We start from the raw sequence: 26887 nt of genomic DNA, 5'->3' as shown, positions 1-26887 counted from the left end.
GGCGAACGAATTCCCAGTCATCAGAGGAAAAATGGTCCCTGCTCGTCGAGAAGAGCAGTCGCAGGAGTGCATCTCGATCGGGCGCTATGGTGACCGAAAGCCGACAGAAGGAAAACCTGAGGCCGACATGAACACCATCGCACTCGAACTGGTACCGCCCAATCTCGACGGTGGCGTGCAGATGGCCGTCGCGGAAGGTCGCAAGGTCACCGAGCTCAGCCGCGCCTCCGGGCTGGCCGGCCACATCAAGCACGTGATGATCCCCGGCATCATCCAGGAGGACGGGGACCGGCCGGTCGGCTTCCGGGAGAAGATGGACACCATCGACTTCTGGCGGACGATCGAGCCCGAACTGGGCGGCATGCGCGGGCTGTGCACGCAGGTCACCGCGTTCCACGACGAGCAGGAGCTGACCGAGCGCCTGCAGAACCTGCGCGACGCGGGCATGGACGGCATCGCGTTCGTCGGGGTGCCGCGCAACATGGCCGACGGCGAGGGCCCCGGCGTCGCGCCCACCGACGCCCTGGCCAAGTTCCAGGACGTGGTGCCGCACCGCGGTTCGATCCTTATCCCGACCCGGCACGGCGAGCAAGGCCGGTTCGGCTTCAAGTGCGAGCGCGGCGCCACCTACGGCATGACCCAGTTGCTCTACTCCGACGCGATCGTACGGTTCCTCGCTGAGTTCGCCCGGACCACGCCGCACCGCCCGGAGATCCTGCTGTCCTTCGGGTTCATCCCGGGTGTGGAGAGCAGGAAGAAGTTGATCCAGTGGCTCATCCAGGACCCGGGCAACCCGGCCGTGGCCGGCGAGCAGGAATTCGTGGCGCAGACCGCGGAGCTGGGCTTCGAGCAGCGCAAGCAGCGGGTCGTGGACCTTTACAAGCGGGTTATTGACGGGGTGCACGGTCTCGGCTTCCCACTCAGCGTCCACCTGGAAGCGCCCTACGGCTACAACAAGCCGGCCTTCGAGACCTTCGCGACCATGCTCGACCACTGGGCGCCGTGAGCTGACCTCGCGCGACCGAAAACCGCCGCCCCGAGCTGGGCGGCGGTTTTCGCGTTGTACGGCCCGACAGCCGGGTGAGTTCGCTCACCGCGCGACGTCGAGCTCCGCGCGCGGCGGGTGCGCGGTGTCACCGAATCCGGTCGGCCGCGCCGTCGCGGGCGACTGCCGTGCCTACTTGTGGGTGACTCGGAGCGTTTGATCAATACCTATCGGAGCGATCAAGGCCTGCATCGTGCTCGTCGCTGCCGGCGGTCCTCGTTTTCATCCGTCCTCGTTTTGGTTTAAAGTCGACGCATTCGCGGCTTGGTCGGCTCAATTCAGTCGATCCGGCCGCAATCGGTCTATTTGGACGGAAGTGCAACGGTGCACCGGATGGAAAGCGCCGTCAGGAGCTAAGCCGCAAGCGTTGCCGCGGCGGCGCCCGGCGGCGCCCGGCGTCGCCCGCCGTGACAGGAAGGACCACGTCAGTGCCGTTGTCGCCAGCACCTCCAGGCCCTGCCCGCCCCGTCGGCGGTGGCCCCGGTTTCGAGTCGGGGCCGCCCGTAGAAGACGAATCATTTTCCGCTTCGTCGGGGCGGTCATTCGATTCGCTCGCGGATCAGATCACCTCCCGGGTCTGCCGATCGCTGGATATTTCCCGGGTGGAAACAATTCCGTAACCAGCCCGGCGAACTATTCCGATTCCGCCCGGATTGTTTCCGGCAAGCTGTTCTCGAATCGCGTGGTGAGGTGCGGCGATGATGACGACCGAGGTCAGTGCGCTCGACTGGGCGTTCCTGTGCCTGGAGCAGGAAACCGCGCCGATGCACATCGGTGCGGTCGCGGTGTTCCGGCCGTCGGAACCGGCGGACCGGGTGCGGCTGCTGGCGCTGCTGGCCGAGCGGGCCCAGCGGATCGCGCGGCTGCGGCTGCGGATCGGCCAGTCATGGCTGCCCGGCCAGGCCCGTTGGGCGGAAGCGCCGGAATTCGACGCGGCCGAGCAGGTGCGCAGCCACCAGGTGCCCTCGCCGGGCGGGCGGGAGGAATTGGCCGAGCTGGTCGCGGAGCTCATCGCGGACCCGCTGGACCGGGGCCGTCCGCTGTGGGAACTGCACCTGATCACCGGGCTGGACGGGGACCGGTTCGCGGTGCTGGTGAAGTTCCATCACGCCCTCGCCGATGGCCGGGAAGCGGTCGAGATGGGTTTGGGGCTGCTCGACGGCTTCACGCCCGAGGCGCCGGAACCGTTGCCCGATCCCGACGGCAGCCCGCTGGACCTGCTCCGCAAACCGCAGCAGCTGTTCGATGCGGTTCGCGGAACCCTGTCGAAGTCCGGTGAAACGCTCGGCATCGCCTCGTCGGTGGTGCGCAGCATGCGGGTGCCGATTCCGGATTCGCCGTTGCGCGCTTCCGTTTCCGCGGCGCGGCGGGTGGCGCTGATCCCGATCGGCCTCGCTGACCTGCGGCGGATCCGTGCCCGGCACGGCGGCACCACCAACGACGTCGTGCTCGCGGTGCTCACCGGGGCGTTCCGCCGGTGGCTGGCCGCGCGCGGGCACCCGGTCGACGAGCTGCCGCTGCGGGCGCTGATCCCGGTCAGTCGTCGTCGCGGCGACAACGCGCGAGGGAACAACCAGCTGTCCGGCTACCTGTGCGATCTGCCGGTGGGGGAGCCGGACCCGGTGGCGCGGCTGCAGGCGATCCGGGCCGCGATGGGTCGCAACAAGAGCGCGGGGCCGCTGCGCGGGCCTGGTGCGTTCCCGGTGCTTGCCGGGCGGGTTCCGCAGATCGTGCACCAGGTGGCCGCCCCACTGGCCGGGCACGGTGCCGCGCTGCTGTTCGACACCGTGATCACCAACGTGCCGCTGCCGGGTTTCCGGGCGGCCCTGGGAGGGGCGGAGTTGGTGGAGCTGTACCCGGTGGCCCCGCTGGCGGCCAGGCACGCGCTGGCGATTGCGGTTTCGCAGTACCGCGACACCGTGCACGTGGGCGTGCATGCCAATCGCGCGGCGTTGCCGGACCTGGAGAAGCTCAGCGAAGCGCTGCCGTTCGCGGTGGCCGAACTCGACGACCGGTCGTGAGGCATGCACAACGTCGATCGGATGACGCGGCCACGCTTTCGCTGGTTGTATGGGGGCATGGATCTTGTGGTGCGGACCGAGCACGGCGCGGTGCGGGGAACCGCGAACGACGAGTTGAGCATATTCAGGGGAATTCCGTATGCGGCACCGCTGGACGGGGCGCGTCGGTTTCAGGCCCCTGTTGCCCCGGAGCGGTGGGAAGGGGTGCGGGACGCGTTGGAGTTCAGCGGGTCGGTGCCGCAACCGGCGGTGATCCCCGGGTTTCCGCCGTCGTGGAACCCCGGTGACAGCACCGACTGCCTGAGCGTCAACGTGTGGACCCCGGATCGCGGCGGCGGCCTGCCGGTCATGGTCTGGTTCCACGGCGGGGCCTATCTGGGCGGTACGGCCGCCGACTACGATCCGGCGTTGTTCGCGCAGGCCGGGGTCGTCGCGGTGACGGTGAACTACCGGGTCGGTTATGAGGGTTTCGGCTGGGTTGCGGATGCGCCGTCCAACCGCGGCATCCTGGACCAGCTCGCGGCGTTGCGCTGGGTGCGCGACAACATCGCCGCGTTCGGCGGCGACCCGGGCAATGTGACGATCTTCGGCGAGTCCGCGGGCGCGACCTCGGTGGCCACGCTAATCGGGGGATCGACCCGGAGCGGGTTGTTCCGCCGCGCGATCGCGCAGAGCGTCGGCTCGCTGTACTGCGCCGAGGACGAGGCGCGCAAGCTCAGCGAGCTCATCGTCGGTCCGCTCGGTGTCCCGGCCACCGCCGAGGAGCTGGCGGCGGTGCCGTCGGAGGCGATCCACTCGGCGCAGCTGCCCGTGATGGCGGAGCAGAACGAGAACCGCGCGGACTGGACGAATTCCACGCCGTACGCGGTGATCCTCGACGGCGCGGTGCTCGACGACCTGCCGTGGGTCGCGCTGCGCACCGGCGCGGGCCGCGACGTGGACCTGATCAGCGGCTACACCGCCGACGAAGCCCGAATGTTCACAGTGGACCTTCCCGCGGAGGACAAGGACCCGGTGCTGATGGCGCAGCGGCTGCGGCTGGATCCGTCAGTGGTGGGCCGGTACCGCGCCGGATATCCGGGGATCGAGGATGCCGAGCTGTTCTCGCTGATTCTCAGCGATCAGCTGTTCCGGATGCCGTCGCTGTGGAGCGCTGAAGCGCACGCCCTAGCCGGGGGCCGCAGCTACGCCTACGAGTTCGCCTGGTCGAGCCCGGTGCGCGGCGGTGCGTTCGGCGCGCACCACGGGCTGGACGTTCCGTTCACCTTCGGAACCGTAGCGGACGCGCTCGGTAAGGCGATGTTCGGCGGCGAGGTCCCGCCGGATTTCGAAGACCTGTCGGCAGAGCTGCGCGAGGCGTGGGTTTCCTTCGCGACGACGGGTGATCCGGGTTGGCCTGCCTACACCGTCGCCGACCGCTCGGCCCGGGTGTGGAACGTGCCGCCGACAGTGGTGGCCGATCCGATCAAGGTATCCCGGGAGATCTGGCAACACCGCTTCCAGGCGTGAGACCCGTGGGTGCTTCGAGGTCTGGGGAGGCGAGCGCCGCAGATACCATCTGGACCAGCAGCGAAGGCGCAAGAGCTGATCGACAGCGAGACCGACGACAAGTACCGCAAGAAGTACGCCAAGCTCTGGAAGCTCTAGGCCCGCACCCCGCTGGCCTCCGGCGTAAAGCGGAGTCGACGTACGAGAGCGGTTGACGGGGTGCTCTTCCCTGAAGCCGCAGACGGGGCAGCAACACGTTCAGGGCGGACCCGGGCCAGATCGGCGGCACCAGGGGCGCCCGGACCAGCGGGGCAACGGCGTCGCATCGACGCGTTCAGCACGGACTGGCGAGTTTCCGCCATTCGCGCCGTTGTCGCGGCGGGCACGGGATTCTTGGGCGCATGCCTGGAAGATCGACTCGCGCGGCAGCGGTCCTGGCGATGGCGCTGGCCGTCGCCGTCCTGCCCGCAACGGCCTCCGCGGCGCCGTACTGCCAGAGCATCACCGAGGCGTCGAACCCGGACTGGATGGCGGGCCTGCCCGACGACGCCAGCCTCGCCCAGCTGTCGATCCCCGGCACCCACCAGACCCTGTCGCTGCACGGCGGTTCGCTGACCCAGACGCAGGAGAACCACGGCGACAGCGCCGAAACGCTGGCCGTGCAGCTGCAGTCGGGAATCCGGGCCATCGACATCCGGGTGCGGCGCTACGACGACCTGTTCACCCTGCACCACGGGCCGTTCTACCAGAACGCCAACTTCTCCGACGTGCTGCGGAAGGCGGGCGAGTTCCTGGCCGCGCATCCCGGTGAAACGGTGCTCATGAGGCTGAAGGCCGAGTGCACCGGCGAAGTCCGCTCGTGCACCGACGAGAACAGCCAACTCGACACCGCGCAGATTCTCGATTGGTACCGGGACAACGACCCCAACGGCAAGTACCTGCATGACCCCGCCGGCGGCGAGATGCCGACGCTCGGTCAGGTGCGCGGCAAGATCGTGCTGGCCAGCCTGCAGGGCGCGCACGGCGCGCTGTACGAGGGACGCGGGCTCGGGCAGTTCAACGGCGAATCCTGGGGCGAGTACGTTCAGGACGAGTACAACGTGCCGACCTTGTTCGACGTCGACGACAAGTGGTTCAAGGTGCGGGACCACCTGGACAAGACGGTGGCCGCCGATCCGGGACGGATGTTCTTGAACTTCTCCAGCGGCTCCAGTCCGGGCGCCTTCCCGAACGCGGTCGCCTGCGGCGCCGCCGGTTTCCGCGGCGTCAACGACTACGCCCTGGAACACCTCACCGGCAACGACCTGCCGCGCACCGGTGTGATCATGATGGATTTCCCGGGCGGCGAACTGGTGAACGCCATCATCGCGAAGAACGCGCGCTGAGCTCCGACACCGGGGAGGGGCGTGGCCTGCGCGGTGCCAGGCACGGCGGAGAATGCACTCGCAGGGGCGGAGCTCTTACCGGTTCGCCGTGACTCCGAGGTGGGTGTGAAGTGGGACGCTGGATCGACGTGGCCGACGGCGTGCTGGTGCGCCGGTACGAGGAACTGGACCTCTCGGTCGGCCTCGTCGTGGGAAGCGCACGCTGCCTGGTCGTCGACACGGGTGGGGATGCCGGGCAGGGTGCCGAGCTCGCGGCGGCGGTCCGCGAGGTCACGCCGCTGCCCTGGTCGGTGGTCCTGACCCACGCGCACTTCGACCACGGCTTCGGCACCGAGGCGTTCACCCCGTGCCCGGTCTGGGCACACGACAGGTGCCGCACCCAACTCATGGCCACGGGGGCGGATCAGCGTGCGAAGTGGGCGCGGCACTACCGCGAGCGGGGTGAGCACGGAGTCGCAGACCGCATCGACGCCGTGCGGATCGTGCCGCCCGACAACCTGGTCGATGACCGGGCGGTGCTCGACCTCGGCGGGCGTGAGGTGGCGCTGCTCCACTTCGGACCGGCGCACTCCGACCACGATCTGGTCGTGCACGTGCCGGACGCGGGTGTCGTTTTCGCGGGTGACTTGGTCGAGCACGGTGCACCACCGCAGTTCGGTGACGCATACCCGCAGGAGTGGCCGGCCGCGCTGGACGCCATCCTCGCGTTGGACGCGCCGATCGTGCTGCCCGGGCATGGCGAACCGGTGGATCGCGAGTTCGTGCGGCGCCAGCGCGCCGACCTGGCGGCCGTGGCCGAGCTGTGCCGGGCGGTGGCGGCGGGGACGCTCACCGCAGAGCAGGCGGTGGCGCGCTCACCTTTCCCCGAGCAGTTCACCCTGGACGCCCTCGCGCGCTGACATGCGGTCGGGCCCGCCGCAGGCGGTGGCCGAAACCAGGTTCGAGGTGGTTAACGTGGGGGTGGATTGCGGCGGACGGAGGACGGCATGTCGGGCACGGCGGAGAAGGCGCTTGCGGCGCTGCGAGCGGAACTTCCCGAGCCGGTGCTGCTGACCGACCCCGACTCCGTCGCCCGGTTCGCGCACGACGAAGCCGAGTGGGCTCCGTACGGCAAGCCGCTGGCAGTGGTGCGCGCGACCAGTACCGATGACGTGGTCGCGGTGGTTCGGGTCTGCGCTGAGCTGGGGGTTCCGGTGGTGCCGCGAGGCGCCGGGACCGGCCTGTCGGGCGGCGCGAACGCGATCGACGGCTGCGTGCTGATCTCTTTCGAAGGCATGAACGAGATCCTGGAGATCAACCCGCGTGAGCAGCTCGCGGTGGTCCAGCCGGGCGTGGTCAACGACGATCTGCGCGCCGCATGCCGCGAGCAGGGCGCCTGGTACCCGCCGGACCCGGCCAGCTCGCCGTGGTCCACCATCGGCGGCAACGTCGCCACCAACGCCGGCGGCGTGTGCTGCGTTAAGTACGGCGTGACCCGCGACTACGTGCTGGGCTTGGCGGCCGTCGTCGGCAGCGGCGAGGTCGTGCGGCTGGGTCGGCGCACGGCCAAGGGCGTCGCCGGTTACGACCTGTGCGGGCTGTTCGTCGGCTCGGAGGGCACGCTCGGCGTGATCACCGAGATCACCGTCAAGCTGCTGCCCGGCCTGCGCGCCCCGGAGCGCACCGTGGTCGGTTACTTCGATTCCCTCGTCGCCGCCGGGCAGGCGGTTGCTGCGGTCGCCGCGGCCGGGATCGTGCCGTCGGCGCTGGAACTGCTCGACCAGCACTGCCTGAAGGCGGTCGACGAGTGGAAGAACATGGGCCTCAGCGCGGAGGCGAATGTGCTGCTGCTCGGCCGTTCCGACACCCCGGGCGCCGCAGGGGAACAGGAAGTTGACGCGCTGCTGCGCTGCTTCGAGGAGGCCGGTGCCACCTGGAGCGCCCGCTCCACCGACGAGCACGAGGCGGATGCCCTGTTCGCCGCGCGCCGACTGGCCTACCCGGCGCTGGAACGCCTCGGTCCGGTGCTGACCGAAGACGTCTGCGTGCCGCGGGCGAAGGTGCCGGAGATGCTGGGCCGCATCGAGGCTGCGGCGCAGCGGCACGACACCCAGATCGCCAACATCGCGCACGCCGGCGACGGCAACCTGCACCCGTTGATCATCACGCCGCCCGGCGACGAGGCGGCCCGGCTGCGCGCGCAGCGGGCCTTCGACGACATCGTCGCGGACGCCATCGCTCTGGGCGGTACGGTGACCGGGGAGCACGGCGTGGGCCTGCTCAAGCGCAAGGGCCTGCACGCCGAGCTCAGCCCGGCGGTGATCGGCATGCACCGCGCGGTCAAGAACGCCCTCGACCCCGCCGGGATCTTCAACCCAGGCAAGGTCTTCGGCGATCCGGACAGCTGAGCGTCAAGCGAACCCCTCGACGATGTCGGTGAGTTCGCAGTCGTCCTGGCTGAGCCCAAAAACACTCGCGGGCCCCTGGCGAAGGGTCACCTCTTCGCCAGTTCCAGCGCCGCCATCTCGACGGTGTACTCGTCGAGCAGGACGTGGTAGGCCGCCGCGCCCAGCGGGATGAAGCTGTCCTCGCTGGTGACGCGGCGGATCTGGCCGCCGAACCCGCCATCGACCAGCGCCGTCACCACCGGCTCGGAAACGCCGCCGCTGCGGCGGGTTTCGTCCACCACCAGCACCCGCCCGGTCGCGCGCGCCGACGCGAGCAGGTCCTCGACCGGCAGCGGCGCCAACCAGCGCAGGTCCAGCACCCGGGCCCCGATGCCGCGCTCCTGAAGCCGCTTCGCGACCCGCAGGCTCATCGGCACGCCGTTGCCGAAGCTGATCAGCGTCAGATCTTCTCCGTCGCCGTACTCCCGGCCGCGGCCGATCGGCACGTGGTGCTCGCCCGGTACCGGGTACGGCGCCAGCCACTCGCCGTCGCCGGATTCGTGCAGGTCGCGCGTGTGGTACAGCGCGATCGGCTCCAGGAACACGCACAGCCGGCCGTCCTCGTGCGCGGCCGCGACGCAGGTGCGCATCATCGCGGCGGCGTCGTCTGGCCGGGAAGGCGACGCGACCACAACGCCCGGCAGGTCGCGCAGCGCGGCGACGCTGTTGTCGTTGTGGAAATGGCCGCCGAAGCCCTTCTGATAGCCGTAACCCGCGATGCGCACCACCATCGGGTTCCGGTACTGGCCGTTGGAGAAGAAGCTCAGCGTGCTGCCTTCGCCGCGCAGCTGGTCGGCCGCGTTGTGCACGTAGGCGAGGTACTGGATCTCGGGGATCGGCAGCAGCCCGGCGAGCCCCGCGCCCAGCGCCGTGCCCAGGATGCTCTGCTCGTCCAGGAGCGTATCGAACACCTTGGTGCCGCCGAACTTCTTGCGCAATCCGCGCGTCACCCCGTACACCCCGCCCTTGCGGGCGACGTCCTCGCCGAAGACCACGACGCGCGGATCGCGGGCCAGCTCGTCAGCCAGCGAGCGGTTGATCGCCTGCGCCAGGCTCAGCGGCCCCTCTGACTCCGGGAGCTGATCGCCGAAGAACTCCGCGCGTCGCGGTGGAACCTCACCCGCCCGGCGCGCGACGACGTCCGGCCGGTCCTGGCAGATCGAGGCCATCACTTCGGCAGCGCTGCCCAGCTTCCGGCGGCCGAGCGCCTCTTCGGCGATGCGCGCGACCTCGGCCCGCTTGTCCTCGTAGCGCGCGAGCACCTCATCGGGGCGCAGAATCCCCTTGTCCACCAGTGCTTTCGCGGTGGCGCGCAGCGGATCGCGCTGGTAGTCCGCGGTGATCTCGGTGCGCGACCGGTAACCGGACTCCACGTCCGACCCGGCGTGCCCCAACAACCGCACCGTCCGCAGGTGCAGGAACGCCGGGGCGCGGTGCTCGCGGACCCAGTCCGCGGCCTCCCGCGCGACCGCCAGGCAGCGCACCGGGTCGTCGCCGTCGACCGTGAAGTACCGCAGGCCGTTGCGGCTGCCGTAGGTGGATTCGATCCAACCTTGCGGCGTGCGCACGCTGATCCCGATGCCGTTGTCCTCGCACACCAGCAGCAGCGGCATCGGCAGGCCCTGGAAGGCGCAGTGCAGCGCAGAGTTGATCGCGCCGGTCGCGGTGGAGTGGTTCGCCGAGGCGTCGCCGAAGCTGCACACCACCACGGAATCTGCTGGCCAGGCGGTCGGGACGCCGAGCTTGGCGGCCCGACCGAGCGAGAACGCCAGGCCCACCGCGCGCGGCAGTTGCGAGGCGATGGTCGAGGTCTGCGGGATGACCGACAGCTCGGCGTTGCCGAACACCTTGTGCCGACCGGCGGAGATCGGCTCGTCGGACGAGGCGACGATGCCCAGCAGGACGTCGCGCAGCGGGTGCTGGCCCGGTACCTGCCGGCCGCGGCGGACGTAGAAGCCGCCGGAGCGGTAGTGCAGCAGCGCCGGATCCGTGGGCCGCAGCGCGGCGGCGACCGCGGCGTTGGACTCGTGCCCGGACGAGCCGATGCTGTAGAAGCCCTTGCCTAGCGAGCCCAGTTGGCGCGCCTGGAAGTCCAGATGCCTGCTACCGGCCTGCGAGTCGAACAGCACCAGCAGTTCGTCGTCCTGCCCCGACGCGGTCGACGACCGGGCGGACCAACCGGCCACGGCGGCCCGGAAGAACTCGTCAACAGGTTCGGTCTTGTCGCTCATCGAAGCTCCATTCGGCGGACACCACGCCGTTCACGGCGGGAAGGGGCCGCTCCTGGGGACAGCCGACCCCCGCCGTGATAATCGGCGTCACGGATTCGGCGAACCGGGAGAAGGCTTGCCGGCAGGTGGCACGCGTGTTTGCACGGGTCTTTGACCGTCGCCGGGATCATCTGCCCAACGTGACGACTCTGCTCGTCCGCGACAACCGAGTGGTCGTGATCGAGGATCTGAACGGGCGCGGAATGTTGGGCAACCACACGCTGGCCCGTGCGATTTCGGATGCCGCGTGGTAGGAGCTGCGGGCCATGCTGGAAAGCAAGTGCAGATGGTACGGGCGTGAGCTGGTCGTGATCGACCGGTGGTTTCCCTCGTCCAAGAAATACTCGGAATGCGGCACGCTCGCTGAGGCGCTGCCGTTGACAGTGCGCGAGTGGAAGCGTGAGGGGTGCGCGTGCATCCATGACCGTCATGTGAACGCGGCGAAGAATATTGTGGCCGCCGGGCTGGCGGTGTCGGCCTGTGGAGCTGGTGTCAGATCTCAACGCGGATCCTCCCGAACTGGGCGACCGGCTGTGAAGCGCCGGGCTCGGTGCGCTCGGTGCCGTGAGACCTTCGGGCCGCTGCAGCGATTTGTGGCCGCTACAGCGATTCGAAAGACTCACGGCACCCACTACGCGCCCGGTACCGCGTGCCAGTCGTTGGCCACCTGAGCACAGGACTTGGCCAGGCATTCCAGCGCGATCGGCAGCAGCGGGTTCGTGTTCTGCTTCCGGTACAAGGCCTTCACCCGGCGGTGCGGCTGCCAGCCGGCGATCCGGGAGATGCGCACGTGGTCGTCGGGAATCGCCAGCCCGGGCAGCACCGCCACCCCGAGGTTGCGGGCCACCAGGTCCCGGATCACCGAGTAGTCGTTGCTGCGGAAGGTGATCCGCGGCACGAACCCGGCCGCGGCGGCCAGCCGCACCAGCGCCCGCGCTCCCGCGGTGTCCTGCCGGGTACAGATCCAGGCGTCCCCGGCGAGCTCGCGCAAGTCCACCTCCGCGGCCCCGGCCAGCCGGTGCGTCTCGGGCAGCGCCAGCCGCAGCGGCTCGGCCATCAGCTCTTCCACACACAGCTCGATCGGCCACTGCCGCGGATCGAGGTCGTACTCGAAGACCACGGCCGCGTCCAGGACGCCGTCCAGCACGTCGCCGAGCACCTCGTCCGGCTCGCCCTCGTCGAGCTGCACCTCGGAGCTCGGCCGCTGGGAGACCACGGCGGCGAGCACGTCCGGCAGCACCCGAGCGTTGGCGGTGGCGAAGCTGGCCAGCCGCAGACTGCCTTCCTCCCCGGCGACCATCGCCCGGACCTCGCGCTCCAGCGCGTCGAGCGCCCCGAGCGCATCGCGGCTGCGGCCGGCGAGCCGGATCGCCAGCGCGGTGCTGCGGGCGCTGCGCGCGGAACGCTCGAACAGCGGCGCGCCGACCGTGCGTTCCAGCAGCACCATCTGCTGCGACACCGCCGATGCCGTGTAGCCGAGCACCCGCCCGGCCTCGGCGAACGAACCGGTGCGAACGCATTCCTGCAGGGTTCTCAAGTGGATCGGGTTGAGCACGCCTGACCCCCTCTGCTCTCGTTTGCCAAGCCGCGCACCCGGGGCCGGCTCGCCCCGAGTGTCGGCAGCGCCGCGCGATGCGAGTTCAACGCAGTCCTCACGCGGTCGCGGCTCTGGGCAATCGACCTCGCAGCTGCATCGCAGTCCGGACGCGTTCCTTGGCCAGGTCCTGCGCCGCCTGGTGAGGTAGTACGCCACCGGCCTGCGCGGTGTCCAGGACCAGCACGGTGTTTTTGCGGGTCCGTTCCGCCACCGTCCGCAGGATCGCCGCCGGTTCGGGCCGGAACGCGGAATGCCGCGCGTCCATCGCGAAACCGGCTGCGATGGCACCGCCCGCGTTGGCGATGAAGTCCGGCACGATGGTGACCTTCCGGGCCGCCAGCAGGTGGCGGGCCCTGGGCGTGGTCGGCAGGTTCGCTCCCTCCACAATCAACCCGGCCCGGATCTCCGCGGCGACGGATTCGTCGATGATGTCCTGCCCGGCGGCCGGGATCAGCACGTCGCAGTCCACCTGAAACTCCTCGCCGCGCGGTATCCGGTGCTGCGCCGGGGCCTTGGCCACACACCCGTCGCCGAACTCGGCGCGGGCGTCCAGCCACTGCGGCACGTCGAGCCCCGCCGGGTCGTGCACCGAACCGTCGATCGTGGACAGCGCGACCAGCTGGGCGCCGAGCTCGTGCAGCCGCTTCGCGGCGGCCGCCCCGACGGCGCCGAAGCCCTGCAACGCCACCCGCGCCCCAGCCACGCTGCGGCCCTGGTGGGCCAGCGCCGCGTCCACGGCCTCGGCGACGCCGTGACCGGTCACGCCCAACTGGTCGTAGGGCACGCCGCCCAGCGATTCGGGGACGCCGACCGCCGCGCCGCGGTCGCCGAGCTCGTCCTGGATGATCGCCGCGTCGTGCTCGGTCATCCCCATGTCCAGCCCCGCGACGTAGCTGGCCGGGATCTGGTCGGCCAGCCGCCGCGCGAAGGCCCGCACGATCAGCTCTTTGTCCGGCGCGTCCGGGTCGGCGAAAATGCCCGCTTTCGCGCCGCCGTGGAACAGGTCGACCGCGGCCCACTTCCAGGTCATCACGCGGGCCAGCCGGGCGATCTCGCCGACGGTGACGGTCGGGCTCATCCGGGTGCCGCCCTTGCCGGTGCCGCGGGCGGTGTTGTCGATGACCAGCACGCCCCGCATGCTGGTGCGCGCGTCCGAGACGCACACCACCTTCTCCGGGCCCCACTCGTCGATCTCCTGCAACAGATCACGCACGGTTCGCGCTCCTTCGTCGGCTGTGCCGAGCACAGCCCGGATATCGGGGATTTTGCTCGTGTCTTACGAAGTTCTTCGTCCTCGAAGCGGTCTTGCCACACTGCGTGTCGGGGGATCCGTTCGAAAGGGCCGCGGATGAGCCCGGGTTCCGCCTTTCAGACGCAGTTGTGCTCGGGCCGGACCCCGGCGTCGGCGAAACGGCGGACGTCGAGGCCGGTGACGTCGACGACCGGCGGTTGGCCGAGCACGAGGTCGCGCATGACTTCGCCGATGGCCGGTCCCTGCAGGAAGCCGTGACCGGAGAAGCCGGTGGCGTAGAGGAACCGGCTCGGTCCCGCCGCCTCCCCGACCAGGGCGTTGTGGTCGGGCGTGACCTCGTAGAGCCCCGCCCAGCCGTGCGCGACGCCGATGTCGGCCAGCCTCGGTGCGCGCCGCGCCAAGGTGTCGGCGAGCCTCCCGAGCCAGCGGTCGTCGGTGTTGAGCCGGAACCCGTACTCCTCGTCGGGGTCGGACATGCCGATGAGCAGACCCGGTCCTTCGTCGTGGAAGTAGAAGCTGGTGCTGAAGTCGATGGTGAACGGCAGCCGGGGTGGCAGGTCCGGCACGGGCTCGGTGACCAGGACCTGCCGCCGCAGCGGCCGGACCGGCAGCTTGACGCCGGCGAACTCGCCGACCGACGCCGACCACGCGCCCGCCGCGCAGACCACGGTGGACGTCTCGACGGAACCGAAATCGGTGTGCACCGCGGTGATCTCACCGCCGGTGACCTCGATGCCGGTCACTGGGCAGTGCCGCCGCAGCAGGGCGCCGTGCTGCCGGGCGGCCTGCGCGTAACCCTGCACCACCGCCTCCGGTGTGCAGTGCCCGTCGGTGGGGGAGAAGGCGGCCGCCAGCAGCCCGTCCGGCACCACGTACGACGAGAGCTCGCAGGCCTCGGCGACGGTCAGCATCCGGCTCGGCACGCCGAACTCGTTCTGCAGCCGCACGCTCCGCTCGAACGTCGTGACGTCCTCGGGATCCGACAGCAGGAACAGGTAGCCGAACTGCTTGAGGTCGATCTCGCCGCCGGGCCGCCGCGCGAAGTCCTCGAACGCGCTCAGGCTGCGCTGCCCAAGCTCGATGTTGACCGGGTCGGAGAACTGCGCGCGCACCCCGCCGGCGGCCCTGCTCGTGCTGCCTTCGCCGAGCTCGTCTCGCTCCAGCAACAGCACGTCCACGCCGGCCTCGGCGAGGTGGAAGGCGGTGCTGACGCCCACCACCCCGCCGCCGATCACGACGACCTCGGCCCGGCCCGGCAGCATCACCGGGCACCGCCGAGGTCCGGGGGCAGCCGGAAGTCCAGCTCCGGCTCGACGGTGTCGACGTCCATCTGGGCCTTCTGCAGCTTTCCGGAGAAGTCCCAGTTCAACGACTGCCAACGGGTGAACTGGTCGAGCACCCAGATGCCGGACTGGCGGCTGCCGTTGCCGGACTTGCCGTTTCCGCCGAAGGGCAGGTGCGCCTCCGCGCCGGAGGTCGAGTTGTTCACGCTGACCATGCCCGCGCCGATGCCCTGCCGGAACCGGAACGCGGTGGCCGGGTCGGTGGTGTAGATCGCCGCGGACAACCCGTAGCCGGGGGCGTTGCCCAGCTCGATGGCCTCGTCCGGCGCGTCGTAGGTGGTGACGCCGACGATCGGGCCGAAGGTCTCGTTGCGGAACACGTGGTCGTCCGGCCGCAGCCCGTCCAGCAGCACCGGGTGGTAGTACAGCCCGGTCGAGGCATCGCCCTGGAAGCCCTTGCGCGGCGCGGAATCCCCGATCCGCCCGACCGACTCCGAACCCAGCACGGTGTGGTGCTCGGCGATGTTGCCCAGGATGTTCTCGAAGTTGTCCGCGAACTTCTGGTCCAGCAGTGGGCCGTAGAGCACGTCACCGGTCGGGTCGCCGATGGTGGCCGCGCGCAGCGCCGCGTCGAGCCGGCGCACGAACTCGTCGTGCACGTCGCGGTGCACGATCAGGTTGCCCAGCGAGGTGCAGCGCTGCCCGGCCGTACCCCATCCGGAGAACAGCGCGCCCTCCACTGCGAGGTCGAGCTCCGCGTCCGGGGCGACGACCATCGGGTTCTTGCCGCCCAGCTCCAGACACGGGCTCTGCAGGTACCGGCCGCACAGCTCGCCGACCCGCGCGCCGACCGCGCTGGAACCGGTGAACCCGACCTTGTTGACGGTGCCCGCCGCCAGCGCGGACGCCAGTCCCTCGAAGGTCGCCTCGCCGTCGGTGTAGACGAGGTTGAGCACGCCCTTGGGCACCCCGGCGCGCCAGGCCAGCTCGGCCAGCGCCCGCGCCGCGCCCGCGGCGTACTCGGCGGGCTTCCACACCACGGCGTTGCCGCACAGCAGCGCGGGCACCATGTACCAGGACGGCACGGCGACCGGGAAGTTGCCCGCGGTGATCACCACGGCGACGCCCACCGGCACGCGGAAGGTGAACAGCTGCTTGTCCGGCATCTCCGAGGGCACCGTCTGCCCGTAGAGCCTGCGGCCTTCGCCGAGGAAGAAGTCGCAGGTGTCGATGATCTCCTGCACCTCGCCGAGCGCCTCGGCGTAGGGCTTGCCGATCTCCCGGGTCACCAGCCGCGCCAGTGACTCCTTGTTCGCCTCGACCAACCGGCCCAGCCCGGCCACCACCCGCCCGCGCACCGGCGCGGGCACCTGCGCCCATTCGCGCTGCGCCCGCTGCGCCTGTTCGGTCGCGGCCAGCAGCGTCTCGGGTCCGCCGAGGGAGACCTCGGCGACGACGTCGTCCAGGTTCGCCGGGTTGCGCGAGATGTACTCGCCTCCGCCGTCGACCCGGGCGGGGGCGTCCGGACCGATCACGGAGTTCAACGTCGACTGCACCGACATGCACCTCTTCCAGCTCGTTGGGGTACCAGTGCGCAGGTGTGCTGTGGGACACCTCCGCCGCCGGGATCACCGTAAGTCCCCGGAGGCGCGTTCGCGGAGAATCAGAAGAGTGATTTCTGTACCCCCTGAGCGACAGCACAGCTTGCGCTCGAAGGGATAGGGGGATACCCGTGCTTCTCCCCGCCTTCCGCGGCGACATGTGGATCACTACCGCTGCGGCAACCGGTGTGGCAGCGTGCCGCGCATGAGCGTGTGGAGCGACGCCGACGTCACCGCGGCGCTGGACCTGGACACCGCCATCGCCTCGCAGCGAGTGGCCTTCGAATCGCTGGGGAGAGGCGAAGCGCAGCTCGCCGAAAAGGTCGCCGTCCGAACGGGAAACGACACCACGCTGTGCTACCTCAGCCGCCTGTCGCCGAGGCACGGAGCGGTCAGCAAGCTCGTCGCGATCCACCCCGGCAATGCCGACCGAGGACTCCCGGCGATCTCGGCGACAGTGCTGGTCCTAGACCCGGCCACCGGCCAACTGGTGGCCACCATGCAGGCCGCCGCGCTCACCGAAATCCGCACTGCGGCGGGCAGCGCCGTCGCCGCCGACGCGCTCGCCCTGCCCGACGCGGACGAACTCGCGATCCTCGGATCCGGCGTGCAGGCCCGCGCCCACGCCCGCGCGATAGTGCGCGTGCGGAAACTGCGGGAAGTCCGGATCCACGGCCGCGACGCGGCGCGCCGCGAGGCCGCGGCAGCGGAGCTGGCGGCCGAACTGGGCATCCCGGTGCGAGCCGTGGCGAGCGCCGAAGAAGCGGTCCGCGGAGCGCCGCTGATCGCGGCGTGCACCCTCAGCACGGAGCCGGTCGTCCCGACCGACGCGGTAGCGGCGGGAGCGACGGTGATCAGCGTCGGCAGCTTCGAGCACCACCGGTGCGAGGTGGACGCGGAGCTGATCCGACGCGCCGGAGCGGTCGTGGTCGACGAAGTCGACGCGGCCGCGACGCACGCGGGACCGATCGTGCGCGCGTTGGAGCGCAGCGATATCGAGCGCGCGCAGTTGCGTGCGCTCGGCGCGGTGCTGCTGGGCGAAGCGCCGGGGCGCGCGGAGCGCGGGGAGGTCGTCTTCTACAACAGCGTCGGCCTCGGCGTCCAGGACGCCGCCGCAGCACACGCAGTCCTCGGCACCCTCTGACAGGTGAAGGACACTCGTGACCAAGCGGTCTGGTCGCGTGGCTCCACGAACCCCGCACATCGGACTGCTACTGGTGACGGCAGTGAGCAGAAGGTCGGCTTGGGGTAGCCGGAAGTCATCCGAGCGGTTTCAGAGTTTCGCCCGCGGGCTCCATAGACGAACATCCCCCCGCGTCGCGTAAGTCCAGATCGGCGTAGCTGGGGGCAGCGTTTCGGCGTTTGGGGCAAGGGGTCGGGCCGTGGCTGTTCTGCGTTATCGTGCTGGTCGTCGGCTGGTTTGGTGTCTCCGGCGCGGCGGTAGCGCAGGTGGTGCTGCTGCAGAAGCTGTTCGGCCCGGCCCGGGCTGGCCTCGGCATACCGCCGGGAACCGGGACTGCGGTGCTGCTGGGTTCCTCAACCCGTGGGTGATGATGTTCAACGGGTGGGCCGGTCGTCAGCCCTGGCCCTGTTCACGGTCCTGTTCATCGTCCTGATCCGACCCGGGCAGCTGATGAGTGGGGAAACTTCGATCGGCGCAGCCGCTCGAAGGCTTCCCACCAGGCCGAATTTCACCCGACGGGAGGCGAGTGGTGGGGTTTGCGGAGCGGTTGCGGGCCGAGTTGGCGTTCGACGGCCTCCCTGGGCGGGCTGGGTTCGCGGCCTGGGACCTCGACGAGCAGGAGCCCGTGCTGGTCGATGCGGAGCAGGTGGTGCACGCCGCCAGCACGATCAAGGTGCTGATCATGATCGCCGCGCTGCGCGCCGTGCAGGAGGGGCGGATCGGGCTGGACGAATACGTCGAGTTGCCCGCCGAGCGGGTCGGCGGGTTCGGCATCCTGCGGGAACTCCTCAGCGTGACGCGGATTTCGCTGCGCGACGTGATCACGCTGATGATCGTGATCAGCGACAACGCCGCCACGAACGCCGTGATCGACGCGGTCGGGTTCGAGGCGATCCGGGACTGCGCCGCCGACCTGGGGTGCACGGCGACCCGCGTCGAACGCCGTCTGATGGACCCCAACGCCCACGGCCGCAACGAGACCACCGCGCTAGACCAGGCGCGCGTGCTCGACGCGTTGGCCAGGGGAGCGGCGCTGCCGCCGGACCTGACCGAGCACGCGCTGGAAGTCCTGTCCAAACAGCAGGTTCGGGACCGGTTGCCCGCGCTGCTGCCGGACGGGGCGCAGTGCTGGAACAAGACCGGCGAGCTGCTCGGGCTGCGCCACGACGTGGGGCTGATCGGCGCCGACCGGCCGCAAGCGGTGGTCGCGGTGCTGGTCGACGAGCTCACCGACGAACGCTCCCGCACCGGCTACCGGGGAGGCCCTGCCTGCGACGTCATCGCCGCCCTGGGAGCTGCGGCATACCGCGCGCTGGCGTGACGTGGTTCGGGCGGCTGTTGCTCCAGTTCCCCCAGGGCAGCGGCGGTGGCGGGCCAGGGTTCGCGGCCGCGCAGGTCGTGGCGGTGACCAGGGTGACGAGGGCGCTGGGGAAGGCGTCCGCGACAGCGGGGGCGAGGCCGAGGACAGGCATGCGGGTTTCCGCTTCCTGCGTGCGTGAGTGATTGCCGGGCGTTGGGTGATCTGGCGGGTTCGTTCAGGTCAGGGCGAGGAGGCTGACGGCGACGGCGGCGGTGCCCAGGCCGACGAGCTGGCCACGGTGGATGCGTTCGGCGAGCACGCTGCGGGCGAGCAGGACCGTGCCGGCCGGGTAGAGGGCGACGATCACGGCGGCGACGGCGAGGTCCCCGCTGCGGGCGGCGAGCAGAAACAGCAGGTTCGCCACCGAGTCCAGCGCACCGGCGGCCGCCGACATCGCGTACCTGGGCCTCCCGGAGCCCAGCTTGCGGTGCAGCAGTCCCGCCGCGGCAAGCGTGGCAGCCGAGGAGACCGCCCGGCCGATGATCAGCGGAGCCACCCCGCTGCCGGACGGCGCCTGGTGCAAGAAGATCAGCTGGAGGGCGATGGCGGCGCCCGCACCGAATGCCAGCAGCAGAGCTGTACGGGACGGGCGCGCCGAGCCCGCGCCATGTCCGGCGCTGACCAGCACCACCGCCACCAGTGCGAGCGGCAGACCGACCAGTCCGGCGGTGGCCAGGTGTTCGCCCTGCAGCAGACCCGCGCAAATGGGCAGCGCGGCGGACACCAGCGCGGTCACGGGCGAGAGCACGTTCATGGGACCGATCGCCAGGGTGCGGTAGAGCAAGGCGAACGCGGCGGCCGAGGCGACGCCCGATGCGGCACCCCAGCCGAGGGTCGCGGCGCTGAACGAGGCGCCGAGCAACGGCCACAGCAGCAGCTCGACCACGAGACTGGCCGGGGCCGCGATCATCACGGTGCGCAGCACGTGAGCCCGACGGGCGCCAAGGCCGCCGAGGAAATCGGCGCACCCGTAAGCGAGCGAGCTGCCGAGGGCCAGCACCAGAGCGATCACAGCACATCCCCTATTATTCATTCGAACGACCAAACAGTACAGCAGAACGACCGGGTAGCTCAACCAAACGACCGAACCGTGCATTCAAATGGTCAAGTTGCGAGGGTGGTGATCAGATGGCCGAGACAGCCGCGGCCCTGCGGACGGTCGCGCACAACGTCCGGGCGGCCCGCATCCGCGCGGGCCTTTCCCTGGAGGAGCTCAGCAGGCGCGCCCAGGTGAGCAAGGGGGCTCTGGTGGGGTTGGAGAAAGCCCAGGGCAACCCCAACCTTGCCACCCTGGTCCGGCTGGCCGACACCCTCGGCATCTCGGTGTCCGCCCTGATGCAGGGCTCGCCCGAAGGTCGTGTCCGCATCGTGGCCGCCGACGCCGTGACGCCACTGTGGACCGGAGAGCGGGGCGGCGAGGCCCGGCTCATGCTGACGACATCCGGGGCGGCTCCCGTTGAGGTCTGGCGGTGGCGTCTGGAGCCGGACGAGGAATACCCCAGTCAACCCCATCGGGCCGGAGTCGTGGAAACGATCAGCGTCACCGCTGGCCGGATGACCATCGTCGTAGACGGCGCCGAGCACGTCGTCGAAGCCGGGCAGACCGCCACCTTCGACGGCGATGCCCCTCATGTCTACCGCGGCTCGGGTACCGAAACCTGCAACCTGATCATGACGGTCCAGCTGCCGCCCGCTCCTGCTTCCGCAACCTGACTCCGCGGCACGAGCGAAGGCCGCAACGGCGTCGTCGCGGCCTCGTGGGATGGAACGCTCGCCGAGCGTCTGGTAGGTGGCGACGCCGACTCGGACCCCGGCCGACCGCGACCTGACGGCCAATCCGATGGGCGGAGCCTCGGTGCCGGTCGCGATCGTCACGCGCGGCCTGATGCGCCGTCGGTGAGTTCCTCGTCTGGTCGTCGCCTGCACTCGGCCCCATCCGGCAAGATCCGAAAGCACTCGAATATGTGTTCTAAAACGGCCTCTGGAGTGCTAGAATATTGTTATCGGGCAGGGGGATTGGGCACATTTGACCACTGTGGACTGTCGCTTCGATGGGCGGTTCGCTGTGGCGTTGGATGCTGCCCTCGACCGCGGGAAGGGGTACTCGTGGACGGTGTGCAGATCAGTCTCGGGTCGTTCCTCGACTACATGCGCAGCACGCCGCGCGGTTGCGCGGGCATTGTTCGGGACCAGCGCGAGATCTACCTCGATGAGACGAGCATGGCGTGGGCGTTCTACGGGCCGTTCCGGCTGGCGCTGCAGCGGGCGGTGACCTCGCCGGACGCGGTGGAGATCGTCGCGGCGGCGGTGCGGCAGGCGCGTCCGGTGCAACAACCGCACTTCCGGCAGCTGCACGCGGGATTCGAGCGCTGGTGGGGGCGCGCCAAGGCCACTGGCCTCCCGACCGTCGCCACGCGTTGGGAGATCAGCGGGCTCGCGATCACGATCTCGGAGCGCAGCTCGCTGGCGTTGCGCCACCGGGACGGTCGGACCGAGGTCGTGCTGCCGTACCTGAAGGAGCCGCAGCTGGGCACGGATTCCGCGAACCTCGCGTTGCGGGTCCTGGAGCGCGCGATGCCGGCCCTGCGCCCGGGTGCGACGCCGATGGTGCTCGACGTGCGTCGCGGCAAACCGTTGCGGCTGCGCAAGAACGCGAACCGGGTCGAGCTGGACGCACTGCTGGCTGCCGAGGCGGCCAAGTACCTCGCGCACTGGACGGCCGTCGCCGGAGCGCCGGCCGCGTCGAGTGACGTGGTGTTCCGGCCGGGGCTGGTGTCGGGGAGTTCGCGGGCGGCCGGTATCTAGGGGTTGCGGGAGCTGTGTCAACTGCTCGCGGGTTGGGGCCCTGGATTTTCGGGGTCCCAACCGCGGTGATTGCCTGTTTCGGCGTGCTGAATCGGGTATTCACGCGACCTGCGGCGGGACGAGGACTGTAGTTCCCGCAAGGAATGCTAACCGCGCCGCCGTGCAAAGCCGCTCCCGGAACTGCCTTCGGTGTCAACTGCGGCGGGGCTGGCGGTGCATCAGGCCGAAGCGGGACCACTGGGTCTCGGCTGCCTCGATGGACCGGCGAATCCGCTTGGGATCCACGGTCGACAGCCGGGCGACGATGGCCCTGGGCGACCGCCAATCCCGGTGCGAGCGAGGGGAAGAACGCCACGCCCTCGGCGGGGATCAGCACGACCTGCTCGGCTGCGGCGGCCAGCGCAGGGCTGGCCGCGTCGGTGAGGGCGAAGACCCGGGTGCCGCGGCTCGCCTCTTCGGCCGCCGTCACCGTGCTCTGGTACAGCCGCCAGAAGCTGATCGCCACCAGCACGTCGCCAGGCTCGATCCGGGATACCGAGTTGGCCAGGTCGGCGTCGTCTCGCACCACCGTCGCGTCGTACCCGGCCAGCCGCACGTTGTGCCCGAGCGCCGAACCGACCGCGACGTAGCTGCCGTTGGCGATGATCAGCACCCGCCGGGCCTACGCGACAGCCTCGGTGATGGTCCGGATCTGCTGCTCGTCCAATCGTCGGTTCAGCACGGCCAGCACTCCAGGTCGCGGCGCAGCGACGCGGCCCCCAACTCGCCCTCGGTGGGCTGCGCGGCGGCGACGTCCGGGGCGCTCAGCGAAGACAGGTAGCGCGCCCGCAGTTCCTGCCGACATCGCCAACCTCGCAGACCCCGCGCACATCCGCTACGTCGTCCAGCACGGCGCTCTGGTGTGAGCGAACGGCCCGTCCGCGTCATCTATTGACGTGAACAGGCCGTTCGCTTCAAACCACGGGTGTGAGGTGTCTGGGGCGAACGGACCGTTCCTTCCGTCTACCGGAGTGAACGGTCCGTTCGCGCCGGCTCAGCCGAGCACCGGATCCCAGGCCGATGCCAGGCGGGCCAGCGAGGTGCCGAGGCCGTTGGGACCCCGGAGGACGCTCGGTGCCGGGGCGAGCGGGACGTTGTGGCGCAGCTCGGAGTCGAAGTACCGCCGGCATTCCTGGTGCCAGTTCAGGATTCCCGCCATCCAGTCCTGCAGCTCGGAGGCATAGCGTTCGAGCGCCGCGCGGGACTCGGTGTCCAGGTCGTACTCGTCGAACAACGCCGGCAGCTCCACTTCCACGGTGTGCTGGAACTGCTGCATCCGCGCGGTCATCAACTCGTGCACGATGTCGAAGGCCCGATCCTGGTCGCAGTCCAGGAAGTTCTGCACCACCAGCACCGCGTTGTGCACCTCGCCCTCGTACTCGATCTCCTTGCGGTACGAGAAGACGTCGTTGAGTAGCGTCGCGTAGTCGGTCGCCGAATTCTCCATGCTGCGGATCGTGCGGGTCCGGTAGATCTCCGGCGGAACGGCCTGCTTGTGGGAGAAGCGGGACAGGCTCATGGTGAGGTCCAAGACGAAGGTTCGGCGCCGCATCTCGATGTAGTCGATCGGGTCCGGAATCCGGTTCTGACGGTGGTTGTCCAGCTCCCAGAGCCAGGAGTCGAGCATGACTTCCAGTGTCTTCCGGAAGGTCCGCCGCGCTTCGAGCGACATCGGGCCGGTGGTGCGCTCCCACAGGTCGGCCAGGCCGCGCTCCATCATGTTCACCGGGGTGATCGGGCTGATGCCCTCGACGGGCATCAGCTCCTTCAGCCGGGCGTTGAGCGCCTTCGCCCCCGAGATGTCGCCGGTGCGGCCGAAGACCTGCGGGTAGTAGTCGTCGCCGTAGGTGCCCCACGTCAGCCAGGCCGAGGAAAGGTCGAGTTCCTCGACGGTGGCGTCCGGGGCGAGCCCGGCGGAGCAGTGCGGGAGGTCGTTGATCCGCAGCATCTGCTCGTTCCAGACCTGCGGCGCCTCGTCGAACATCCCCATGACGCGGGCCCATTCGACGGTGTGCTCCCGAGAGACGTCGAGGTGCGGGCACATCGAAACCGCGTACGGCATGTAGATCTCCCGCCGCCGGATCTCGCTCACCGGCTGGAACGGGGCCCGGGTGAAGCTACGCAATCGTTGCGGCGCGGTCGAAATCAGCGACGAGGCGATGCGCGCCGCCGAGGTGCCCAGCCCCGTCGGGCCGGTCAGCACGGTCGGCGTGGCGGAGCCGTCCGGGTAGCGGCCAGACTGCACGTGCCATTCGTGGCCGCCGGACTGCCAGTCCTGCAGCCCCTTCACGTAGCCGAGCACCGCCAGCCGTGCGGCCGGGTCGACGCCGTGCTCGTCGAGCAGCCGCGGCACCTCCGTCACCGCGGTGTGCTCGAACTGGTGCAGGCGGGAGGTGAGCAGGTCGTTGACCGCGTTCGCGGCTTCCTGCGTCGTGCAGCCGAGGAATTTCTCGAAGACCAGCACGCCGTTGCTCAACTCGCCCTCGTCCTGCACCTCGCGCTCGTAGGAGAACAGGTCGTTGCGCAGGTGCACGGCGTCGGAGAAGGTGTCGCGCAGCACCTCCATCGGGCGGGTCGCGGCGATCTCGGCCGGAACCTCCGCACCGACGGCGTGCTCGACCAGGTTCGCCGACCACGGCGCGCCGCCCACCTTGCGGCGCATCTCCACGTATTCGATGGGATTGGACAGCCGGGCCTCGCTGATGTTGGCCAGTTCCCAACGCGATTCGTCCAGCAGGTGCTTGGTGTTCTCGGCGAACCGCCGCCGCCAGTCCGGGCTCATCGCCGGCACCGTGCGGGCCCACAGGTCGGCCAGGCCGCGCTCCACCGGGTTCGTCGGTTCCGCCGTGATCGGGCCTTCGACCGGCATGAAGGCGGGCAGCCGTTCGAGGTGCTCGCGCGCCCCGGCCAGGTCCGGATTCCGCTTGTAGAGCTCGACGAAGTGGTCGTCGAAGTAGAACACCCACACGTACCAGTCGGTGATCAGGTCCAGCTCCGGACCGTCCGCGTCCGGATGCGTGTACGCGCACAGCAGCGCGTAGTCGTGGCGGTCGAAGTCCGCTTCGTCCCAGATCGGCCTGCCTTCTTGCGGCACGTCGATTATGTCCATCCCGTAGGCCCACGCCTTGCTGTGCTCGCGCGCCCGTCCGAGGTTCGGGTTCAGCCGTGCCGGGTAGGACAGGTAGAAATCCGGCAGTCGAAAGGGCTGCATTGGTTCGCGCACCTGGCCTCTCTGCGATGGTCGCCGACCCTGGGCACAAAACCAGCGAAGACCGCGACGGCCAATGCCCCCGGAACGGGTTGTACACGATCGGGATTCGGCATCGCCCGACCAGCCCAGCGCGGCGCTGCGGTAGGTCACCCTTCCGCCGTTTTGGCCTCTGAGGTTCCGCCACCCGCACCGCTGCGCAAACACGCAGGTTTCATTCTCTAACGCTCGTGCACGACCACGCCGTCGACCATCGTCAGGTCCACCCGGCACTGCCCGATTTCCTCCGGTGGCAACGAGAACGGGTCCCGGTCGAGCACGACGAGATCGGCGGCCTTGCCCACTTCGACGGTGCCGGTGTCGCCGTCCACGTGGTTCACCCAGGCACTGCCAGCGGTGTAGGCGGCGAGCGCATCCACCAGGTCCAGTGCTTGTTCCGGCAAGAAGGGCGCATCGTCGGTGTCAGGTTCGCGCCGGTTGACCGCAACATGCACCGCCTGCATCGGATCTGCGTCGGACACCGGCCAGTCGCTGCCGGCGGCGAGCACCGCTCCGGCGGCGCGCAGCGACCGGAACGGGTACTGCCAACCGGCTCGCCGGTGGCCCAGGTGCGGCACGGTCAGCTCGGTCATGGCGGCGTCGTTGACTGCCCAGCGGGGCTGGATCGTCGCGGTGACGCCGAGTTCGTGGAACCGCGGGACATCGCTGGGGTGCACCACCTGCACGTGGGCGATCTGGTGGCGCAGGTCCCGGCCGGTGGTGGCCGCGGCGAGCGCGTCCAGCACGTCGCGCACCGCTTGGTCGCCGATGGCGTGGAAGTGCAGCTGGAAACCGTCGGCTGCGAGCTCGGGCACCACGGCCGAGAGGACATCGGGGTCCACGAAGGACATGCCGCGGCCGTGGTTGCCGAGGTAGGGCAGTTGCAGCGCGGCGGTGAAGTTCTCGCACACCCCGTCCTGCATGATCTTCACCGCGTCGGCACGGAACCGCCGCCCGCGCGCCCGACTGCGCCGGTGGCGGAGCTCCTCGATCTGTTCCCGGCCGCGAGCGCGGTCCCACCAAAGCGCGCCGCGGACCTTGCCGGTCAGCAGGCTCTGCCGGTCGGCGGTCAGGTAGGTCTCCAGCGTGTCGTCGTAGCCGAGGTACGGGCCGATGATCGCGTCGTGCCAAGACGTCACCCCGCACGAATGCAGGTAGCGCTGCCCCTCCAACAGCCCCGCGAGGTACTCCTGCGCGCTGGCTGGCGGCAGCACGTGCTCGACCATGCGGGTGGCGCCCTCGTGCAGGATCCCGGCGGGTTCGCCGGCGGTGTCGCGTTCGATCCGGCCGTCCGGCGGATCCGGGGTGTCCCGGTCGATCCCGGCCAGCCGCAGCGCCGCGGAATTCACCCACGCGCCGTGGTGATCGCGGTTGAGCAGGTACGCCGGGCGGTCGCCGGTCACCGCGTCCAGGGCGGCGCGGTCGGGCGTGCCGTGCGGGAACTGCCCCATGTCCCAGCCGCCGCCGAGCACCCAGCCCGCATCCGGCCGGAACTCGGCGATGAGCCGCAGGCAGTCGGTGGCGTCGAGGCATTCGGTGAGGTCGCAGCGCAGCCGCTCGATGCCGCCGTACACCGGGTGCACGTGGGCGTCGTGGAACCCGGGCAGCAGCAGCCGGCCGCCGAGGTCGATCACCTCGGTCGACGGGTTCAACCGGGCTCGCACGGCGGCGTCCCCGACGGCCGCGACCCGGCCGCCACGCACCGTGACGGCGTCGGTGAACGAGCGGGCGGCGTCCATTGTGGCCACCGGTCCGCCCTTGAAGGCCACCTCGCGCATGCCGAAATTGTCGCAGCATCACGCCTAGGAGCAGCCCCTTCTTCCCGAACCAGAAGTCTGGCTCGCCGCGCTACTCCGCCCGAAGGCGTCCCCTCAGCGCACGAGGC

Annotated in this window: 21 protein-coding genes and 1 pseudogene; 13 read left to right on the top strand and 9 right to left on the bottom strand. The window is 70.0% G+C overall.

Annotated elements, in window-relative coordinates; all coding sequences use genetic code 11:
* The first annotated feature begins 127 nt into the window (after positions 1–127).
* The 6 genes from SSPN_RS0127920 to SSPN_RS0127895 all read left to right on the top strand — a co-directional run bounded on the left by SSPN_RS0127920 (position 128) and on the right by SSPN_RS0127895 (position 8326).
* Positions 128–1006: a mycobacterial-type methylenetetrahydrofolate reductase gene (locus tag SSPN_RS0127920; RefSeq protein ID WP_010311521.1), complete on the top strand. Its 879-nt coding sequence runs from the start codon at positions 128–130 to the stop codon at positions 1004–1006.
* Positions 1007–1743: 737 nt separating this feature from the next.
* Positions 1744–3066 carry a wax ester/triacylglycerol synthase family O-acyltransferase gene (locus SSPN_RS0127915; RefSeq protein ID WP_010311520.1) on the top strand — a complete coding sequence of 441 codons (1323 nt, stop codon included), beginning with the start codon at positions 1744–1746 and terminating at the stop codon, positions 3064–3066.
* Positions 3067–3135: 69 nt separating this feature from the next.
* Complete coding sequence (locus SSPN_RS0127910) at positions 3136–4575, top strand: carboxylesterase/lipase family protein (RefSeq protein WP_237710757.1); 1440 nt, start codon at positions 3136–3138, stop codon at positions 4573–4575.
* 380 nt (positions 4576–4955) lie between these two features.
* Positions 4956–5939, top strand: coding sequence for a phosphatidylinositol-specific phospholipase C (locus SSPN_RS0127905; protein WP_029535779.1), 984 nt, complete (start codon positions 4956–4958; stop codon positions 5937–5939).
* Positions 5940–6049: 110 nt separating this feature from the next.
* Positions 6050–6838 (top strand): MBL fold metallo-hydrolase, encoded by a 789-nt coding sequence (locus tag SSPN_RS0127900; protein WP_010311513.1) that lies wholly within the window; start codon positions 6050–6052, stop codon positions 6836–6838.
* Between the two features lie 87 nt (positions 6839–6925).
* Positions 6926–8326 (top strand): FAD-binding oxidoreductase, encoded by a 1401-nt coding sequence (locus SSPN_RS0127895; RefSeq protein WP_010311510.1) that lies wholly within the window; start codon positions 6926–6928, stop codon positions 8324–8326.
* A gap of 86 nt (positions 8327–8412) precedes the next feature.
* Here SSPN_RS0127895 and SSPN_RS0127885 read toward each other — a convergent pair whose 3' ends face one another.
* Positions 8413–10596 carry a thiamine pyrophosphate-dependent enzyme gene (locus SSPN_RS0127885; RefSeq protein ID WP_010311507.1) on the bottom strand — a complete coding sequence of 728 codons (2184 nt, stop codon included), beginning with the start codon at positions 10594–10596 and terminating at the stop codon, positions 8413–8415.
* A 134-nt stretch (positions 10597–10730) separates the two neighbouring features.
* Here SSPN_RS0127885 and SSPN_RS58680 point away from each other — a divergent pair, with 134 nt between their 5' ends.
* The gene (locus tag SSPN_RS58680) at positions 10731–10889 is read left to right on the top strand and encodes a hypothetical protein (protein ID WP_202798920.1); all 159 of its coding nucleotides are present in this window, start codon (positions 10731–10733) and stop codon (positions 10887–10889) included.
* Positions 10890–10901: 12 nt separating this feature from the next.
* Positions 10902–11306, top strand: a complete 405-nt coding sequence (locus tag SSPN_RS61820; RefSeq protein ID WP_202798919.1) for a zinc ribbon domain-containing protein — start codon at positions 10902–10904, stop codon at positions 11304–11306.
* Here SSPN_RS61820 and SSPN_RS0127875 read toward each other — a convergent pair.
* The 4 genes from SSPN_RS0127875 to SSPN_RS0127860 all read right to left on the bottom strand — a co-directional run bounded on the left by SSPN_RS0127875 (position 11267) and on the right by SSPN_RS0127860 (position 16329).
* Positions 11267–12190 carry a LysR family transcriptional regulator gene (locus tag SSPN_RS0127875; protein ID WP_010311503.1) on the bottom strand — a complete coding sequence of 308 codons (924 nt, stop codon included), beginning with the start codon at positions 12188–12190 and terminating at the stop codon, positions 11267–11269. The genes SSPN_RS61820 and SSPN_RS0127875 overlap by 40 nt on opposite strands.
* Before the next feature lie 97 nt (positions 12191–12287).
* Positions 12288–13445 (bottom strand): Glu/Leu/Phe/Val family dehydrogenase, encoded by a 1158-nt coding sequence (locus tag SSPN_RS0127870; protein WP_029535778.1) that lies wholly within the window; start codon positions 13443–13445, stop codon positions 12288–12290.
* A gap of 155 nt (positions 13446–13600) precedes the next feature.
* Entirely contained in the window at positions 13601–14746 is a 1146-nt protein-coding gene (locus SSPN_RS0127865) for an NAD(P)/FAD-dependent oxidoreductase (RefSeq protein WP_010311500.1), read from the bottom strand.
* A complete protein-coding gene (locus SSPN_RS0127860) occupies positions 14746–16329 on the bottom strand; it encodes an aldehyde dehydrogenase family protein (RefSeq protein ID WP_010311498.1) in 1584 nt (527 codons plus the stop codon). Before SSPN_RS0127860 ends, SSPN_RS0127865 begins: the two co-directional genes overlap by 1 nt.
* A gap of 244 nt (positions 16330–16573) precedes the next feature.
* Between SSPN_RS0127860 and SSPN_RS0127855 the strand changes: the two genes are divergently transcribed.
* The 3 genes from SSPN_RS0127855 (at position 16574) to SSPN_RS0127845 (ending at position 18872) form a co-directional block, all read left to right on the top strand.
* A complete protein-coding gene (locus SSPN_RS0127855; RefSeq protein WP_044575754.1) occupies positions 16574–17512 on the top strand; it encodes an ornithine cyclodeaminase family protein in 939 nt (312 codons plus the stop codon).
* A gap of 218 nt (positions 17513–17730) precedes the next feature.
* A complete protein-coding gene (locus SSPN_RS0127850) occupies positions 17731–17919 on the top strand; it encodes a hypothetical protein (RefSeq protein ID WP_029535776.1) in 189 nt (62 codons plus the stop codon).
* 161 nt (positions 17920–18080) lie between these two features.
* Positions 18081–18872, top strand: a complete 792-nt coding sequence (locus tag SSPN_RS0127845; protein WP_237710755.1) for a serine hydrolase — start codon at positions 18081–18083, stop codon at positions 18870–18872.
* A 214-nt stretch (positions 18873–19086) separates the two neighbouring features.
* Here the strand turns inward: SSPN_RS0127845 and SSPN_RS0127835 are convergent, their stop codons facing one another.
* Complete coding sequence (locus SSPN_RS0127835; protein ID WP_010311487.1) at positions 19087–19923, bottom strand: EamA family transporter; 837 nt, start codon at positions 19921–19923, stop codon at positions 19087–19089.
* Positions 19924–20039: 116 nt separating this feature from the next.
* Between SSPN_RS0127835 and SSPN_RS0127830 the strand changes: the two genes are divergently transcribed.
* Both SSPN_RS0127830 and SSPN_RS46170 read left to right on the top strand, forming a co-directional pair.
* Positions 20040–20624 (top strand): helix-turn-helix domain-containing protein, encoded by a 585-nt coding sequence (locus SSPN_RS0127830; RefSeq protein WP_010311485.1) that lies wholly within the window; start codon positions 20040–20042, stop codon positions 20622–20624.
* A 393-nt stretch (positions 20625–21017) separates the two neighbouring features.
* Positions 21018–21716 carry a hypothetical protein gene (locus SSPN_RS46170; RefSeq protein ID WP_010311480.1) on the top strand — a complete coding sequence of 233 codons (699 nt, stop codon included), beginning with the start codon at positions 21018–21020 and terminating at the stop codon, positions 21714–21716.
* A gap of 192 nt (positions 21717–21908) precedes the next feature.
* Here SSPN_RS46170 and SSPN_RS52155 read toward each other — a convergent pair.
* The 3 genes and pseudogenes from SSPN_RS52155 to SSPN_RS0127805 all read right to left on the bottom strand — a co-directional run.
* Positions 21909–22595 (bottom strand): annotated as a pseudogene (locus tag SSPN_RS52155) (MurR/RpiR family transcriptional regulator); the annotation flags it as partial.
* A 154-nt stretch (positions 22596–22749) separates the two neighbouring features.
* Positions 22750–24966: a terpene synthase family protein gene (locus tag SSPN_RS0127810; RefSeq protein WP_010311476.1), complete on the bottom strand. Its 2217-nt coding sequence runs from the start codon at positions 24964–24966 to the stop codon at positions 22750–22752.
* Between the two features lie 218 nt (positions 24967–25184).
* A complete protein-coding gene (locus SSPN_RS0127805) occupies positions 25185–26780 on the bottom strand; it encodes an amidohydrolase (RefSeq protein WP_010311474.1) in 1596 nt (531 codons plus the stop codon).
* Between the last annotated feature and the right edge of the window lie 107 nt (positions 26781–26887).

Origin of the sequence: Saccharopolyspora spinosa NRRL 18395, assembly GCF_000194155.1 — a bacterium.
Taxonomy (GTDB): Bacteria; Actinomycetota; Actinomycetes; order Mycobacteriales; family Pseudonocardiaceae; genus Saccharopolyspora; species Saccharopolyspora spinosa.
This window is presented reverse-complemented; position numbering and strand designations above follow the sequence as displayed.

Bases quoted from the DNA above. Each gene is read 5' to 3' on its own strand.
- SSPN_RS0127920 (WP_010311521.1), top strand. From the start codon at position 128: ATGAACACCATCGCACTCGAACTGGTACCGCCCAATCTCGACGGTGGC.
- SSPN_RS0127915 (WP_010311520.1), top strand. From the start codon at position 1,744: ATGATGACGACCGAGGTCAGTGCGCTCGACTGGGCGTTCCTGTGCCTG.
- SSPN_RS0127905 (WP_029535779.1), top strand. From the start codon at position 4,956: ATGCCTGGAAGATCGACTCGCGCGGCAGCGGTCCTGGCGATGGCGCTG.
- SSPN_RS0127895 (WP_010311510.1), top strand. From the start codon at position 6,926: ATGTCGGGCACGGCGGAGAAGGCGCTTGCGGCGCTGCGAGCGGAACTT.
- SSPN_RS0127885 (WP_010311507.1), bottom strand. From the start codon at position 10,596: ATGAGCGACAAGACCGAACCTGTTGACGAGTTCTTCCGGGCCGCCGTG.
- SSPN_RS61820 (WP_202798919.1), top strand. From the start codon at position 10,902: ATGCTGGAAAGCAAGTGCAGATGGTACGGGCGTGAGCTGGTCGTGATC.
- SSPN_RS0127865 (WP_010311500.1), bottom strand. From the start codon at position 14,746: ATGCTGCCGGGCCGGGCCGAGGTCGTCGTGATCGGCGGCGGGGTGGTG.
- SSPN_RS0127860 (WP_010311498.1), bottom strand. From the start codon at position 16,329: ATGTCGGTGCAGTCGACGTTGAACTCCGTGATCGGTCCGGACGCCCCC.
- SSPN_RS0127855 (WP_044575754.1), top strand. From the start codon at position 16,574: ATGAGCGTGTGGAGCGACGCCGACGTCACCGCGGCGCTGGACCTGGAC.
- SSPN_RS0127830 (WP_010311485.1), top strand. From the start codon at position 20,040: ATGGCCGAGACAGCCGCGGCCCTGCGGACGGTCGCGCACAACGTCCGG.
- SSPN_RS0127810 (WP_010311476.1), bottom strand. From the start codon at position 24,966: ATGCAGCCCTTTCGACTGCCGGATTTCTACCTGTCCTACCCGGCACGG.
- SSPN_RS0127805 (WP_010311474.1), bottom strand. From the start codon at position 26,780: ATGCGCGAGGTGGCCTTCAAGGGCGGACCGGTGGCCACAATGGACGCC.